Here is a 17,173-nt window from a genome sequence, read left to right as displayed (position 1 = left end):
TTAATTAAGTTAATAAGCCTAAAAAGGTTTATAAATATAAGAGTCTAAAATTAGATTTTGGGAGGAATTTATTATGGTAAAACGTTCAAAATTGTTAGCAGTTTTAATTGCTGGTGTAATTGCAACAACTTCTTTAGTAGGTTGTGGTGGAAAGAGTGGTACAACAGGAAATAAAGGTGGAGAAAAGAAAACATTAACAGTTTGGTCACACTTCACAACTAACGAAGTTAAAGAATTTGAAAAAGTAGCTAAGTCCTGGGGAGAGGAAAACAACGTTGAAGTAAATGTTGTTGAAGACCAAGGAAAATTCCAAGAAATGATCCAAGCTTGCCAAAGTGACAATGGTCCAGATCTTATATTAGGTGTACCACATGATAATTTAGGAACATTCCAGAAGGCGGGAGTTACTGCTGAAGTACCAGCAGGTATGGTTTCTGCTGATAAATATACTTCTCAAGGGATAGTTGATGCTGTAACAATAGGTGGTAAACAATATGCTATACCATTTGCTCAGGAAACAACAGCGATGTTCTATAATAAAGATAAAGTTAAAGAAGTTCCAAAAACAATGGAAGATTTAGTTGCTATGGCAAAAGAAACAGGATTTGAATACAATATAAATGATTTCTTCTTCTCATATGCATTTTTATCTGCTGGTGGAGGATATGTTTATAAGAATAATAACGGAACATTAGACCCAGCAGATATAGGACTTGGAAATGAAGGGTCAGTAGCCGGACTTCAATTTATTTCAGATTTAGTTAGCAAGAATAAGTTAATGGCAGCAGATATAACTGGTGACATAGCTAAAGGAGATTTCACATCAGGTAAAGCTGGATTCTACTTCTCAGGTCCATGGGATGTTGCAGGTGCTAAAGAAGCTGGATTAAACTTTGGTGTAATTCCAATGCCAACTTTAAATGGAAAAGCTCCACAAACATTTTTAGGTGTTCAAACTGCATTTGTTAATGAAAATTCAAAAAACAAAGACATAGCTTGGAAGTTAATGGAGGAATTTGTTAACAAGGGACAAGATATAGTTTATAAAACTGGTAGCAGAATTCCTGTAGCTAAAGGATATACAGTTGATGATGAATATACTAAAGCATTTATGGAACAAGCAAAAGTTGCTATGCCAATGCCAAATATAGTAGAAGTTCAAGCTATGTGGGAACCAGCAGCAAATAATTTAAAGTTATTAACTTCAGGTCAAATAGATGCTAAAACAGCTGGAAAGAATATAGTTGATCAAGTAAAAGAAGGCATTAAACAAATAAAATAGTAGATGCAGATAAATAGAGATAGGTGATTTACCTATCTCTATATAAAATAAAGGGGGATTTAACATGGGCATGAAGAGTAAAAGTCATAAAGCTTACTATTTCTTAGCACCAGCACTTATTTCAATATGTATATTTACGTTACTTCCAGTATTATCAACAATATACTATGCTTTTACTGATTATACTCAGTTTTCAAAAGGCGAAATTAAATTAGTAGGATTAGCTAATTTTATAGAAGTATTAACCGGACCTTTTAAAGAAACATTTTTACCTGTATTTGCATGGACAATGATTTTTGCTATATTATCAACACTTGGATGCTTTTTCTTAGGATTAATAATAGCATTAGTTTTAAATAATCCTAATATAAAAGAAAGAGGATTTTACAAAGGAATACTAATTCTTCCTTGGGCTTTGCCAGCATCTGTTGCAATTTTATCCTTCCAAGGCTTATTTAATGGAAGCTACGGACAAATAAATAATTTACTAATGCAGCTAAATATAATACAAGAACCTATAAAATGGTTAGCAGATCCTAATTTAGCCAGAATGAGTATAATATTAGTTAATATATGGCTTGGGTTTCCATATATGATGAATGTTTGTTTAGGATCATTATCGGCAATACCAGAAGTTTATTATGAAGCAGCTATGGTAGATGGTGCAAGTAAATGGAAGCAATTCACAAGTATTACATTACCATCAATAGCTAAAACTGCTTATCCACTTGTAATATCATCTTTTGCCTTTAATTTTAATAATTTTGGTTCAGCTTTTTTAATAACAGCTGGAGGACCACCAAGATTGACAACGCAATTTGCAGGATATACAGATATATTAGCATCAGTAAATTATAAACTTTCAATGCAATTTGGAAGATTTGATATTGCCTCAGCACTTAGCATAATAATATTTATAATAATTGCATCAATTTCATTTATTCAAATGAAAGCATCTGGCCAGTTTGAGGAGGTTGATTAATAATGCAAACAGAGGTAAATCTAAAGAGTATTTCAACAAAACAAAAAAAGGTAAAATATAAAAAGAAATTAAGACCTGATGAAATTAGAACAGCTTGGTTTGGTAGAATCTTTATATGGATAATGATATTAATAACATTATTTCCTATAGTGGCTGTAGTTTCAGCTTCAATGGCTAAAGGACAAGCGTTTACTCAAACAACATTTTTCCCATCAGAATGGACACTGGAGAATTACAGAAGAGTATTTGAGAAAACAAACTTCTTATTATGGATAAAAAACTCATTAATGATTTGTACAATAGTAGCAACAGTTCAATTGCTATTATCAGTGCCAGCAGCATTTGCTTTTTCAAAATTAAGATTTTGGGGAAGAAAAAATGGATTAATGAGTTTATTAATACTTCAAATGTTTCCAGCAACTATGGCATTACCAGCAATAATGGGAATAGTTTTCACATTAAATTTGACCAATAAACCATGGGTATTAATATTAATACTAGCAGGTGGAAGTGCTTATAATATATGGCTTTTAAAAGGAGCGGTAGATGGAATTCCAGAGGAGTTAGTTGAAGCTGCTTATATAGATGGTGCATCAACATGGAAGGTATTTACTGTAATAATATTACCATTACTTAGAAATATGTTAATAGTTATATTCTTATTTGCCTTTATAGGAGCTTATAGTGAATTTATGTTTACTTCAGCAATATTAAAAAATGCAGAAGTACAAACTATAGTAACAGGACTTCAAAAGTTCATTAAAGATCAATTTTCTGCAAATTGGACAATGTATTCATCAGCAGCAGTAATGGCGGCTTTACCAATAGTAGTAATATTTATGCTTTTACAAAAATATATAGCATCAGGGTTAGTTTCAGGATCAGTAAAAGAGTAAGAAAGTAATCTTAACTTAAGTGTTATGGTACAAAAAATTGAATAATAATGAAGTTTATATCGAATACTTTATCGAAACTTGGAGGGAGTTATGATAAACATAAGAGATATTGCAAGAATAGCAGGGGTAGGGGTTAGTACAGTATCAAGAGTAATTAATGATCATCCAGATGTAAAGGAACAAACTAGAGAACGAGTATTAGAAGTAATAAGAGAAAATAATTATATACCGAACAATAGTGCAAGAAATCTTAAAAAAAATAATACAAATAACATTGGAGTCTTAATAAAAGGAGTTTTTAATCCATTCTTTTCAGAAATGTTAGATTATATAAGTAAAAGGATTTCTAAGGCTGGATACTCTATGATATTAGAACATCATGATTACTTAAGTGATGATGAAATGAATAACCTAATATCTATGATAAAAGAAAAGAGATTACAAGGTGTAATTTGTTTAGGTGGAAACTTTACAGAAGTAAAAAATGATGATTTTAATGATATTGATGTACCTGTAGTATTAACTTCTATAAATCATAAATATGGGAAAGAGTTTTCAAATTTTTCTTCAGTGTCCATAGACAACGAGGAGGCAGCTTATTCTGCTACTAAATATCTAATAGAGTGTGGACATAGGAACATAGCTATAATGCTAGGTGATGAAAATGACTTTGGAATTGGATATCTAAGAGAAGCTGGTTATTTAAAAGCATTAAATGAAAATAGTATTAAGTTTAATGAAGGTTATAGAGTTTTAGGACACTATGATTATAGAGGAGCATACGAAAAAACTAATAGTTTATTAAAATATAATAAAGATATAACAGCTATATTTGCTATATCAGACATAATGGCTGTAGGGTGTGCAAAAGCTATAAAAGATAATGGCTTAGAAGTAGGTAAAGATATTTCAATAATAGGGTTTGATGGGATGGATATTAGCGAATTCTATAATCCTACAATTACAACAGTTGTACAACCTAAAGTAGAGATGGCAAAAATAAGCGTTGATTTATTGTTAGACCTAATAGTAAATAAAACAGATAACAAGCACATAATGCTTAATACTGAACTTGTACAAAGGGAATCAACTAACTTTAATGTGAATAGATAGAAATATTTAGTCAACTCATATAGTAATACCTTTGATGTTATGAGTTGGTTAATATAAATAATATAGATTTAAAATGTATTATTTAAAACTCTCACTAATATTTATAAAAAATCTCTTATGAAAGTAATAAACCTATTATCAAATAACCTTCACGAACATAGTAATTATAATATAGAATAGGCTTTATGAGAAATGAGGTAAAATTTATGGAAAGAAGTAGTGGAATATTAATGCATATTTCATCACTACCAGGAAAATATGGAATAGGAACATTTGGAATAGAAGCCTTTGCCTTTGTAGATTTTTTAAAGAAAAGTAGACAAAAGTATTGGCAGATACTACCTTTAGGACAAACTAGTTATGGTGACTCACCATATCAATGCTTTTCAGCATTTGCAGGTAATCCATATTTTATAGATTTCGAAATATTAGAAGAAGAGGGGTTATTAGAAGAAGAAGATTATTCTAATTTAGATTATGGCTTAGATGAGAATTGTGTAGATTATGCTAAGTTATTTGTAAATAAAAATAAAATACTAAAAAAAGCATACCATAATTCAAAGAATAAATTTAATAATGATATAGAGGATTTCAAAGAAAAAAATAAGCTTTGGTTAAATGATTATTCTCTATATATGGCTGTGAAAAATCATTTTAACTTAGTTAGTTGGCAAAAGTGGGATGATGATATAAGATTAAGAAAAGATGAAGCCATAAATTATTATAAAAAAATGTTAAAAGATGAAATTGATTATTGGGTATTTGTACAATATATGTTTTTTAAACAATGGTATAGTTTGAAGAAATATGCTAATGAAAATGGAATAAAAATAATAGGAGATATTCCAATATATGTTTCAGAAGATAGTGCAGATATTTGGAGCAATCCTAAGTATTTTAAAGTCGATGAAAATATGATTCCAATAACTGTTGCAGGTTGTCCTCCGGATACTTTTTCAGCTACTGGCCAACTATGGGGAAATCCTATTTATAACTGGGATAATTTAGATAGAGATGGATATGGTTGGTGGATTGATAGAGTTAGAGAAAGTTTTAAATTATATGATGTAGTAAGAATAGACCATTTTAGAGGGTTTGAAGCATATTGGGAAATACCATATGGAAACAAAACAGCAGAATTTGGGCAATGGACAAAAGGGCCTGGAATTAAATTATTTAATGCTATAAAAGATAATCTTGGAGACGTGAATATAATAGCAGAAGATTTGGGAATGATGACAGATGACGTAATAGAGCTTAGAGATAAAACAGGATTTCCTGGAATGAAAATTTTACAGTTTGGATTTGGCGGAGAAGATAGTGTAGACTTACCACATAATTATCATGCTAATTGTGTGGCTTACACAGGCACACATGATAACGATACAAATTGTGGATGGTATAATGTAACTGGAAGTAAAAATGAAATAGAAAAAGCTAAAAAATATTTAAATTTAACTTATGATGAAGGAATATCAAGAGGATTAATAAGAGGAGTTTGGGGAAGTCAAGCTTATTTAGCAATAACCACAATGCAAGATTTTTTAGGATTAGGTAATGAAGCTAGAATGAATTTACCTTCTACATTAGGTGGCAATTGGACTTGGAGAGCTTCAAAAAAAGATTTAAACGATAAATTAGCAGAGGAAATATTTGAATTAACTAGATTATATGGTAGATAATTTAATTAAATTATAAATAAATCCCAGATAAAAGTTATAAATAAAGCTCATGGAGAATATTCTCCATGAGCTTTATTTATAATAATATTAAGGTACATAATATTTAAAGAGGTGGTTTAAAATGAGAGTCCTAGTAATGAGTATAAATTTAAGAGCAAGTTGGGTACATTCTTTAAAAGAAAAGAGAATGGTAGTTAGAAGTATAACTCAGAAGTTAAAAAATAAATTCAATATTTCTGTAAGTGAGATAAGTGATCAAGATATTCATCAAAGTATTGTAATTGGAATTTCAGGAATATGTGCAACTAGTGCTCAAGTAGATTCTACTATGGAAAATATAATAAATTTTATAGAAGAAAATACAGATGCAGAGCTTATAAAAATAGATAAAGAAGTAGTAATGTTTTAAAATTTATAAAAATAAATTTTAAAATGTTGTTGACAAATATAATTAATAATCGTATATTAATATCAATATAAAAATTAAATATTTTGATTACGTTTCTTATCAAGAGTGGTGGAGGGACTGGCCCTGTGAAACCCAGCAACCTGTAATAGGATTATAAGATAAGTCTAATTAATGTTGGACTAAAACTATATTCTATTAAGTTTGGTGCTAAATCCTGCAGCTTTAAGCTGATAGATGAGAGAATAAATTAGTATGTGAGTAATTATACGCACTAGAGATTTATTCTCCAGTGCGTTTTTTGTTTTACTTTAAGTTTCTTTAAAGGGGGAATTAATTGTGATAGAAATTAATAACTTAAGTAAAAGCTTTGACAAAGTAGAAGTTATAAAGAATGTTTCGCTTAAGATAGAAGAAGGACAAGTATATGGAATTATAGGACATAGTGGGGCAGGGAAATCAACTTTATTAAGATGTATAAATGGGCTAGAAAGTTATGAAGATGGATCTCTTACAGTAATGGGTAAAGAGGTTAAAGATTTAAGTGGAATTGAACTTAGGGAATTTAGAAAAGATCTTGGTATGATATTTCAAGGGTTCAATTTATTAAATAGAAAAAATGTATTTGAAAATGTAGCATTACCACTAGAGGTTTGGGGATATGAAGAAGAGTATAAGGAATACAAAGAAAAATGCAAGGGAAAAGGGGAGAGTTTTTGTAGTTACAAAAAATTTAGAAAAGAAAAAATATATAATAGAGTAACTGAACTTTTAAAGTTAGTTGGACTTTCAGAAAAAGCAGATGCAAAACCATCTAATTTAAGTGGAGGTCAAAAGCAAAGAGTGGCTATAGCGAGAGCTTTAGCATTAGAGCCTAAAATTTTACTTTGTGATGAAGCTACATCAGCATTAGATCCTAAGATTACAAAGGATATATTAGAACTTCTTTCAAAGATAAATAAAGAGTTAGGAATTACAATAGTTATTGTTACCCACCAAATGGAAGTAGTTAAAGAGGTTTGTGAAAAAGTTGCATTAATAGAAGGGGGCATTTTAAAAGTACAAGGCAATTCAGAAGACTTATTCTTAAAACCAGGAGTATCGCTTAAGAAGTTTTTAGGTGAACAGGATGAAGAGCTACTACCAGCGATAGGGATAAACATAAAATTATTTTTTCCAAGCACATCATCAGAAAATGCACTTATCACGAAAATGTCAAGAGAGTTAAATATAGACTTTTCAATAGTTTGGGGCAAATTAGAAAAGTTTAGAGATGATGTACTTGGAAGCTTAGTAATAAACATAGAAGAGGAAGATAAGGAAAGGGTAATAAATTATTTAGAAAAGAAAAATGTAATATTGGAGGTGCTTAGCTAATGTCAGATATATTATTAAAGGCTCTGGGGCAAACAATTATAATGGTATTTTTCTCAACTGTATTTTCAATAATATTAGGATTTGTACCAGCAATAATCTTAATAGTTACAGAGCCAAATGGATTAAAGCCAAATAAGTTTATTTACAAAATATTAGACACTATAATAAATATCCTAAGAAGTTTTCCATTTATAATATTAATGGTGTTTATGGTACCTTTAACTAGGTTAATAGTAGGAAAATCAACAGGAATACAAGGTGCAATAGTCCCTTTAACTATAGCAGCAGCTCCATTTGTAGCAAGAATAATAGAATCTGCCTTAAAAGAAGTAGATCCAGGTGTAGTAGAAGCAGCAAAATCTTTTGGAGCATCAAATACTCAGCTAATATTTAAGGTTATGCTTAAAGAAGCTGTTCCATCAATAATTTCTGGACTAACTTTAACTGTAATTAGTATAATAGGCTATTCAGCTATGGCAGGAAGTGTAGGTGGTGGCGGACTTGGGGATCTTGCCATAAGATATGGTTATCAAAGATATCAGACAGATGTAATGATTGTAACAGTTTTAATTTTAATAATAATTGTACAAGTGTTGCAATCTTTAGGAAATTACTTATATAAAAAACTATCATAATAAAGTTATGAAAATATAAAAATAAAAGCAATTGATATAGGAGAATAAATTTAATTAAATAAAAATTAAAGAAATTTAAATTGTCTAATTTTAACTGACAATTGTACATTAAAAAAGGGGGCTTTCAATATGAAAAGAAAATCAATATTAACATTATTATTAACAGGGGCTTTAGTAATAAGCTTAGTAGGTTGTGGAGGTAAGGGAAAAGAAACAGGTTCAGCAGCTGAAGATAAAACAATAACAATAGGGGTTACACCGGTTCCTCATAAGGAAATAGTAGAACAAATTGTACCAGATCTTAAAGAAGAGGGGTACACATTAAAAATAGTAGAATTTACAGATTATGTAACGCCAAATACAGCCTTAGCTGAAGGGGAATTAGATGCGAACTATTTTCAACATATTGCATACTTAAATGAGACAAATGAAAGTAAAAAGCTAGATTTAACTTATACTGCAGAAATTCATTTAGAGCCAATAGCAGCATACTCTAAAAAAGTTAAAAGTGTAAATGAAATAAAAGATGGGGCTAGAGTTGCAATTCCAAATGATCCATCAAATGAAGCAAGAGCATTAAGGTTATTAGAAAAACAAGGATTAATTAAACTTAAAGAAGGAGAATTAGTAACGCCTAAGGATATAACAGAAAACAGTAAAAACTTAAAATTTGATGAATTAGAGGCAGCGCAACTACCAAGAGTATTAGAAGAAGTAGATTTAGCTGTTATAAATGGTAACTATGCTATAGAGGCAGGATTAAATCCATCTAAGGATTCATTAGCAATAGAAGATAAAGATGCAGAAGCAGCAAAGGTTTATAGAAACATATTAGCTGTTAAGAAGGGAAATGAAAATAGTGAGAAAATTAAAGCTTTAACAAAAGCTTTAACATCAGATAAAGTTAAGAAATTTATAGAAGAAAAATATAATGGAACAGTAATTCCAACTTTCTAAATTCCATATTCAACTATTAATGTTTAGGTATTAAAGGGATAAGAGTGAGTAGTAGGGTTTTAATAGAAACTCACTACTCACTCTTTAATTTGTATGAAGAATTGATTTAATCCTTTTATGATATAATAGCAAATATATGAAAAGGGATATATTTTATTGTTGAAGAAAAGAATGGATAGGTGAGATAGTATGGAGAAGTTATATTATAAAAATCAATATATAAAGGAGTTTGAAGCAGAGATTATATCTATAAAAAATACAGATAATAAGTATCATGTAGCGCTAGATAAAACAGCATTTTTTCCAGGAGGTGGAGGTCAATCCTGTGATTTAGGAGAGATAGATGGAAAAACTGTAATTGATGTCTATGAAGAAAAAGGAATAGTTTATCATGTTCTTTCAGAAGAAATTATCAATAAAAGATGTATTAAGGGAAAAATAGATTGGAATAGAAGAGAAGATGGTATGCATCAACATTTTGCTCAGCATGTACTTTCGGGTTGCTTCTTTAAATTATTTAATGCAAATACAGTAAGTGTTCATTTAGGAAGAGAAATTAGCACAGTAGATATTTTGGGTTATTTAAATGAAAATCAAATAAGAAAAGCAGAGGAAATAGCAAATGATATCATAAGGCAAAATATATTAGTTGAGTTTATGACACCTGAAGCTAATGAATTAAAAAATCTAAACTTAAGAAGAGACTTACCAAATACTGAAGATGAAATAAGAGTAGTTAAAATAGGAGAGCTTGATATTAATGCTTGTTGTGGAGTACATCCTGCCAAAACATTAGATTTAAGAATGATAAAAATTAAAAAATACGAAAAAAATAAAGGTAATACTAGAATAGAATTTTTAGCAGGAGAAAGAGCAATTAAAGATTCTTTGAGTAAAGATAAAATATTAAGAGATATTTGTGTTTACTTAAGTAGTAGTGAAGAAGAAGCATTAAATAGCATAAAAAACTTAAAAAATAATATAGAAGATTTAATAAAGGAAAAAAAGAAAATAGATGAAGAGCTTATGCAATATGAAATAGATGAGCTACTTTTGAATTCTAATAAACATGGAGAAATCATAATTTTAAAGAAAATATATGAAGAAAGAGATATTAATTATGTTAGAAAGCTTCTTAATAAATTAAATGATAAAGATAATGTAATTAGTTTAATTGCAGTTAAAAATCATAATAAGGTAAATGTATTGTTTGGAGCTTCTAAAAATATAGATTTTGTGAATATGGGTAATTTATTAAAAGAATTAATTAAATTTATAAATGGAAAAGGTGGAGGAAATAAGTTTTTAGCTCAAGGCTATGGAGATAGCATAAATGTAGGTGAATTTTTAAATCATGCCTATGATGAAATAAAAGAAAAGTTAATTTAGTTAAAAAGCTACTTTGAAATATATAAAAATTTCAAAGTAGCTTTTCCTTTTATTAAGATAGTATTACTATATACATAGTAAATGCTATCAATGTATGTGAGATTATTGAATTATAAGTAATATATTAAAGAAGAGACATTGCTAAATTAAACTTTCTAGCATCATCATTATTTGATATAATAAAATTAATAATAAATAATCTTTTTAGTGTTATGCTTTTCGAAATTTTATTATCCCAAAGTTGATGTTTCTTTATTTTATTTATTAAAAGTACAAGCTTTTGCCTTAATATTGATGTGTGAAAGTTGAGTTATATAAATTATAATTTTAAATTGCCATTTTTTTAAAACTTATACAATTTATAATAATGATAATGGGGATATTTTACTTTTTCTATTGTTATTATAATTTCAAAGGAAAGTATTTAGATTCTGTCAAATCTATTATATTTTATTATATCTAGAGTTCAATGTTAATATGACTTAGCAAAACTTTAAATTATACTAGGAGGAATGTAATGAATAATTCTAATATATTATCTTCATTAAAAATTTTATATGTTGAGGATGAGCCAATTACAAGAGATTATGTTTCAAAGTATTTGAAACAACAAGTAGGAAAAGTTATATTAGCAGTGGATGGAAATGACGGTATAAAAAAATTCTCTGAATTTGATCCAGATATAATTATAACAGATTTAGTTCTTCCAGATATGAGTGGAATTGAAATGATGGCAAAAATAAGAGAAAATAAAGTTAAATGTCCTGTTATAATAACTTCAGCATTATGTGATTCACAAACTATTTTAAAGAGTATAGATTTAAAAATAGATAAATATTTAGTAAAACCAATAGACTTGAATATCCTATTGAAAACATTATTAAGTATTTCAGTTCAATTATTAGAGGAGAATCACGGTGTTCTTGTAATAAATGAGGAACTTATTGTTTCAAAGGAAAATAAAGATAAGTTGGAGTTAGATATAAGGAATATATATTCCAAATATTTAAAAAGCGTTACTGGAAAAGGAGCTAAAACCATACAGGTTTTTATAAAAGGAAAAGTAATAGAAATTGTTTCAAAAGAAAATTTAACATTAATTGAAGAAAGTTTACTTAATGCAGGAAGACATAGTAAAGACGTTGAAATTATTAGAAAGGTCATATATGAGAATACAAAGTTACTTATTGAACAGGAATTAGAAAAATTAATTGATAGAAAAGTGGTGATGGATAAAGTCGAAATTTATCCATATGAAAAATACGAAAAGATTAATTTTAATATTAAATAATACAAAAAAGGTTTAATTTAGTTGAAAAGTAATATTTAGTATAAAAAATGCTACTATTAATAGATTAATAGTAGCATTTTTTAGTGTTTTTTTAATTAGGTTTACTTTCAAATTAATTACTACTATAGACAAATTTTTTAAAAAAAGTTAAACAAAATTATAATTTTCATTAAATTTTATTATATAATAAAATTTATAAAAAAATATTTACAAAATATTAACTTATTGATATAATCAAAACATAAAATTAAAGTTTAGAATTATAATTTATATTGCTAAGAAAAGATAGATATATTTTTATAAGCTGTTTTTTTTATATAAATTATAATTGAAATTTAAAATTTAATATTTTATGGACTAGCTTTTTAAAACAATTTTGAAATTGCAATTTATAAAGCCCATAACAAAACTTGAAATAGTTTTTGTTATGGGCTTTTTTTATTAAAAAAATTTATTTTAAAAGGTAGTAAGTATTATAAAGAGAGGATATTACTATGATTAAAAAAATTAATTTATTTGTTCTATTAGCTTTTTTTATGAATATACTTGTTCAGGGTTTAAACTTAAAGAGTGTATCGGCCAATGAAAATGTAAATTTAGAAATTAACCTAAAAAAAGCTATTACAGGAACTGCGCCGTTCAATACTACTGGCATGGGACCGGGGCTACATCCTGGAGATGATTATAGTGATAATGATAATTATGTTCGAACAATGGACATAATTACTTATGAGATTCACTATTCAGTAAATCCAGCAGGAGGAGTAGCAAGCAATACTGTTATAACAAGTACAATACCACTTAATGCTGAAGGAAAAACTGTCGCTGTATGGGAAGATAAGTTAACTACTATGTATCCAGGGCTTATTGTTTCAGATGGCGGAAGAACTTTAACTTATAATATTGGTAATGTGACAGCGGGAAATGCTTATACATTTTCACCTACTGCAAAAGTTTTAACCACTGCAGGAAATGGAGAGGCATTTTCATTATCAGCATCAATCAGTGCTGATAATGCGAATGTAAAAACTACACAACCGTATACAGCTACAGTATCAGCACTCCCGAAGGTTGACTTAAGTAAACAGACAGATGGAAGCTTTGATGCACTAGGGCCTAACGGAGAAAAAGGAAAAGTTTATACCTTTGCCATTGGACTTACGATTGGTGATGGAAAAGGTGGGGAGGCTGTACCAGGTACAATAACTTTTACAGATGATTTGAGTAATTTTGGGTTACCAAATGCAAGATTGTATAACTTTGATGGTAAACCAGCGGTTGGAGTTAATGGAGATGGTAGATGCCTAGTATCTTTACCAAACGGGGGAACTGCTACTACTCAGTACGATGAATTTTCAGTATCAGGAACACCAACAATATCAGCTACTCAATCCTCACCAGGAGCAAATGTAGACATAAGTATTAGAAATATAGATCAAGAAGGGAGATATTTCCCAACAAAAAATGCAAATGGTACGGCTATTTCAGCAGATAAAAAATATATATTTGCAGGATATATATCACTTTGGGTTGATTACAATGATATTCCTGTAGGTTATACCGATGTAATTAACAAATATACAAATTTATCTTTAACTGGAATGAGTGGAACTCAAAATTATGGAGGGCAGCCGGAACCTTTAGACAATAATGTGATTAAATTTAATGTATATAGAGCACCAGAGGGAACAGGAAATTTTTCTGCAAATTACCTTATGTACACCATAAGTGCAGATGAGTATAGGAATTTACCTACTCAAATGGATATTTTATCAGGTGATGGAGTGGTGTATCCAGGGCAGGTATTTGGATTGACTGCAACAAGCGGTAATGGGGGAAATATTCCATTAAATAATTATGAAATGCTTATTAAAATAGATCCAAGCAGGCTTAAGGTTACTGATTTGCAAGGTAAACCAGGTGTTGCATATGTACTTAAAGGTACCCCTGGATTAGATGATATTCTACAAGTACAATATGGAACAGGTACCTATGATAATTTTGATATACAACAAAATGACAATGCTAAAGATGCAACTTGGTATAATAGCACTACAGAAGCTTTAGATTCAGGAAGTGGACCTATAAATAAGGTTAGGCTTATTACAAAGCCAGGAAAAAGCCTACCTGTCGGTGCTGATAATATTATGTTTGGAGTAAATGTTGCAGCTTTAAATAATCCGATTAATACGGTAATACCTTCAGTTATGGCTGTTAGAGCTGACGAAGTAAATAGTGGAAACTGGCAAATGTCGAATTATGACCCAATAAATCATAACAGAAATTTAGGGGATAGGGTATTTATAACAGAAGTATTATCTAGAATACAAAAAGATACAGAGCCATCTGGAATTAAGACTTCTAAAGTTAATAAGGAAGTTACTTTTAAGATAACTCCTACATTAACTACAGATTCTAGATATACAAATGTTACTACAGTAGATAATGTTACTGTAACAGATACATTGCCAAAGGGGCTTACGTATATTCAAGGAAGCGGTAGTTTAGAACCAGACAGCGTAGTTAAAAATCAAGATGGAACCACAACTATTCAATGGACTTTAATAAATGTTAATATAAATGCACCTATTGAACCAATATTATATAAAACCATTGTTGATTTTAATGTTAAAAATGCAACGGTTTTAGAGAATAAAACGGTTATTAGTACACCATTAGACAGCAGTGCAGAAGCATTTAGGACTTCTAAGTATGGATTAAATATTGTAAATTTAAGTGCTTGGGGTATAGGTAAATTTACACCTGAACCTACTGTTGAATTAGGTGATGATTTAACATACACCTTAAAATATGCAGTGTTTAAGGAAGAAGCATTTAGTGATTTTAACCTCATAGATATACTTCCTTATAATGGAGATACAAGAACTCCTGCAAGTAATTTTAACGGCGGATATACAATTAAAGAACTTTCAGGAACTAATGGAGAAACTTTTTATTTTACAACAGATCCTCAAAGTAGTATAAATAGAGATCCTTCATTGAATACAAATACATGGATACCATATACACCTGAGGTAGCTATAGGTAAAAACATTACAGCTATAAAAATTCATGCAAATACTCTTACTTCTACTGATGGAGCAAAAGAAGTTACAGTTAAATTAGCTCCAGCTAATAATAAGGGTGGAGATATATACACAAATAATTTTAGTGGTAGAGTTTCAAATGTAAATGCTATTGTATATTCTAATGATGTTCCTATAACAGTGGTTTCAAGTTCTATAGGCGACTATGTATGGAATGATGCAAATGGTAATGGAGTAAAGGATTCAGGTGAATTAGGAATTCCTAATGTAACAGTACATCTTTTAGATCAACAAGGGAATAAAATAACATCTACTGTAACGAATAGTGAAGGTTATTATAGCTTTAACGAATTACATTCAGGAAGTTATCAAGTGAAAGTTGATGAAAGTACATTACCTAATAATTTGATTCAAACTTATGATTTGGACAAGGTTTTAGATAATTCAACAATAATTCAGCTTGATGCTAATACACAGAATCATGATGTAAATTTTGGATATAAAGAAAAACTAGGAAATCTAGTAGTAAAATACTTGGAGCAGGGAACAAACAAAGAACTTGCACCAGAGGTTATAGATATTCAAAAAGTAGGAACAGATTATACAACAAAAGCAGAAATAATATATGGATATAGCTTAGTAAGCACACCCTCAAATGCAACAGGAAAGTATATAGATGGAACTGTGGAAGTAATATATTATTATACAAAAGCGATACCATGGATACCACTACTGCCAGCTGAAAAATTAGGAGATCTAGTAGTAAAATACTTGGAGCAGGGAACAAACAAGGAACTTGCACCAGAGGTTACAGATAAGGAAAAAGTAGGAACAGATTATACAACAACAGCAGAATCAATAGATGGATATAGTTTAGTAAGCACACCATCAAATGCAGCAGGAAAGTATGTAGATGGAACAGTAGAAGTAATATATTATTATGCAAAAACAATACCATGGACACCGTTAGAGCCAGCTGAAAGGTTAGGAAATCTAGTAGTAAAATACTTGGAGCAGGGAACAAACAAGGAACTTGCACCAGAGGTCACAGGTAAGGAAAAAGTAGGAACAGATTATACAACAAAAGCAGAAGTAATAGATGGATATACTTTAGTAAGCACACCATCAAATACAACAGGACAATATATAGATGGAACAGTAGAAGTAATATATTATTATACAAAAACAATACCATGGACACCATTAGAACCAGCTGAAAAGTTAGGAAATCTAGTAGTAAAATATTTGGAGCAAGGAACGAACAAAGAACTTGCGTTACAAATAGGAGATAAGGGTTTAGTAGGAACAGAATATTTCACAACAGCAAAAGATATTGATGGATATGAGATGGTTGCAGTACCAAGTAATGAAAAAGGAAAGTATATAGATGGAACAGTAGAAGTAATATACTTCTATTCCCCAAAAAAAGTAACTATATCACAAAGTACAGCGCCACAAAACACAGTGCCACAAAAAGTATCACAAGGCATAGTACAACAAGATAAAATTGAAGAAGAAGCACCTTTATTGCCAAAGACTGGTGAAGAAGGTTACATTTTATATTATGTTTTAGGGGCATTGTTTTTAATCGCTGGATTAAGACTAACTTCAAGAAAAAGTAAAAAAATATAGTGTAATTTAATAATTAGGCCTCTATAATGTATTCTATTTAATATATTATAGAGGTTCTTTTTTCAGTTTTAGAGTTTATATAATTTGTATTACATGTTGTATTAAGGAATTGAACTTATACAATAAAAGTAGATTATATGAAATTGTTATTTTATTGAATAATGATATTTCTTTTTGGTATTAGTGAGCTTCAAGAAAGAAGTTTTGTTTGTCTTGTGCTATTAACAATATTTCTATTAAGAAAAATTTTTTCTTAAACTAAATGAATGAATCTAAGTAATTAATTATAAAAAAATTTACTATTTATTAAGATGATATAGCTAAAAAATTTATTGTCGTAAATAGCTAGTACTTTTTTATATTTGTAAAAACAACAGATATAAAAATTAATTTTGTAACCAAGTTTAAATATCTTTAGTATACTAAATTAAGAATTAATATAATAATTGTATATTTATATATCTGCATATTTATATATAAAGAA

12 protein-coding genes and 1 riboswitch are annotated in these 17,173 nt (G+C 29.2%); all 12 genes read left to right on the top strand.

Annotated features, from left to right (window positions below):
- The first annotated feature begins 73 nt into the window (after positions 1-73).
- The 12 genes from ACZJV1_RS16215 (at position 74) to ACZJV1_RS16160 (ending at position 16,689) form a co-directional block, all read left to right on the top strand.
- Positions 74-1,282, top strand: a complete 1,209-nt coding sequence (locus ACZJV1_RS16215; protein ID WP_463650811.1) for a sugar ABC transporter substrate-binding protein — start codon at positions 74-76, stop codon at positions 1,280-1,282.
- 64 nt (positions 1,283-1,346) lie between these two features.
- Entirely contained in the window at positions 1,347-2,264 is a 918-nt protein-coding gene (locus ACZJV1_RS16210) for an ABC transporter permease subunit (RefSeq protein WP_463650810.1), read from the top strand.
- Positions 2,265-2,266: 2 nt separating this feature from the next.
- Positions 2,267-3,160: a sugar ABC transporter permease gene (locus ACZJV1_RS16205; protein WP_463650809.1), complete on the top strand. Its 894-nt coding sequence runs from the start codon at positions 2,267-2,269 to the stop codon at positions 3,158-3,160.
- Between the two features lie 93 nt (positions 3,161-3,253).
- The gene (locus ACZJV1_RS16200) at positions 3,254-4,273 is read left to right on the top strand and encodes a LacI family DNA-binding transcriptional regulator (RefSeq protein ID WP_463652172.1); all 1,020 of its coding nucleotides are present in this window, start codon (positions 3,254-3,256) and stop codon (positions 4,271-4,273) included.
- Positions 4,274-4,479: 206 nt separating this feature from the next.
- A complete protein-coding gene (malQ, locus tag ACZJV1_RS16195) occupies positions 4,480-5,955 on the top strand; it encodes a 4-alpha-glucanotransferase (RefSeq protein WP_463650808.1) in 1,476 nt (491 codons plus the stop codon).
- A 121-nt stretch (positions 5,956-6,076) separates the two neighbouring features.
- Positions 6,077-6,364 carry a DUF503 domain-containing protein gene (locus ACZJV1_RS16190; protein ID WP_463650807.1) on the top strand — a complete coding sequence of 96 codons (288 nt, stop codon included), beginning with the start codon at positions 6,077-6,079 and terminating at the stop codon, positions 6,362-6,364.
- 93 nt (positions 6,365-6,457) lie between these two features.
- Positions 6,458-6,605: riboswitch (SAM riboswitch) on the top strand.
- 95 nt (positions 6,606-6,700) lie between these two features.
- Positions 6,701-7,738, top strand: a complete 1,038-nt coding sequence (locus ACZJV1_RS16185) for a methionine ABC transporter ATP-binding protein (RefSeq protein WP_463650806.1) — start codon at positions 6,701-6,703, stop codon at positions 7,736-7,738.
- Positions 7,738-8,373 (top strand): methionine ABC transporter permease, encoded by a 636-nt coding sequence (locus ACZJV1_RS16180; RefSeq protein WP_411168899.1) that lies wholly within the window; start codon positions 7,738-7,740, stop codon positions 8,371-8,373. Before ACZJV1_RS16185 ends, ACZJV1_RS16180 begins: the two co-directional genes overlap by 1 nt.
- 129 nt (positions 8,374-8,502) lie before the next feature.
- Positions 8,503-9,330, top strand: coding sequence for a MetQ/NlpA family ABC transporter substrate-binding protein (locus ACZJV1_RS16175; protein ID WP_463650805.1), 828 nt, complete (start codon positions 8,503-8,505; stop codon positions 9,328-9,330).
- A gap of 189 nt (positions 9,331-9,519) precedes the next feature.
- The gene (locus ACZJV1_RS16170; protein ID WP_463650804.1) at positions 9,520-10,719 is read left to right on the top strand and encodes an alanyl-tRNA editing protein; all 1,200 of its coding nucleotides are present in this window, start codon (positions 9,520-9,522) and stop codon (positions 10,717-10,719) included.
- Positions 10,720-11,236: 517 nt separating this feature from the next.
- Positions 11,237-12,010, top strand: a complete 774-nt coding sequence (locus ACZJV1_RS16165) for a Na-translocating system protein MpsC family protein (RefSeq protein WP_463650803.1) — start codon at positions 11,237-11,239, stop codon at positions 12,008-12,010.
- A gap of 494 nt (positions 12,011-12,504) precedes the next feature.
- Positions 12,505-16,689, top strand: coding sequence for a MucBP domain-containing protein (locus tag ACZJV1_RS16160; protein WP_463650802.1), 4,185 nt, complete (start codon positions 12,505-12,507; stop codon positions 16,687-16,689).
- Positions 16,690-17,173 lie beyond the last annotated feature (484 nt).

The organism is Clostridium sp. LS3, assembly GCF_055330225.1.
This window is presented reverse-complemented; position numbering and strand designations above follow the sequence as displayed.

What these genes read in the sequence shown, in the direction of transcription:
- ACZJV1_RS16215 (WP_463650811.1), top strand. Translation starts at nt 74, where the DNA reads ATGGTAAAACGTTCAAAATTGTTAGCAGTTTTAATTGCTGGTGTAATT.
- ACZJV1_RS16210 (WP_463650810.1), top strand. Translation starts at nt 1,347, where the DNA reads ATGGGCATGAAGAGTAAAAGTCATAAAGCTTACTATTTCTTAGCACCA.
- ACZJV1_RS16205 (WP_463650809.1), top strand. Translation starts at nt 2,267, where the DNA reads ATGCAAACAGAGGTAAATCTAAAGAGTATTTCAACAAAACAAAAAAAG.
- malQ (WP_463650808.1), top strand. Translation starts at nt 4,480, where the DNA reads ATGGAAAGAAGTAGTGGAATATTAATGCATATTTCATCACTACCAGGA.
- ACZJV1_RS16190 (WP_463650807.1), top strand. Translation starts at nt 6,077, where the DNA reads ATGAGAGTCCTAGTAATGAGTATAAATTTAAGAGCAAGTTGGGTACAT.
- ACZJV1_RS16180 (WP_411168899.1), top strand. Translation starts at nt 7,738, where the DNA reads ATGTCAGATATATTATTAAAGGCTCTGGGGCAAACAATTATAATGGTA.
- ACZJV1_RS16175 (WP_463650805.1), top strand. Translation starts at nt 8,503, where the DNA reads ATGAAAAGAAAATCAATATTAACATTATTATTAACAGGGGCTTTAGTA.
- ACZJV1_RS16170 (WP_463650804.1), top strand. Translation starts at nt 9,520, where the DNA reads ATGGAGAAGTTATATTATAAAAATCAATATATAAAGGAGTTTGAAGCA.
- ACZJV1_RS16165 (WP_463650803.1), top strand. Translation starts at nt 11,237, where the DNA reads ATGAATAATTCTAATATATTATCTTCATTAAAAATTTTATATGTTGAG.
- ACZJV1_RS16160 (WP_463650802.1), top strand. Translation starts at nt 12,505, where the DNA reads ATGATTAAAAAAATTAATTTATTTGTTCTATTAGCTTTTTTTATGAAT.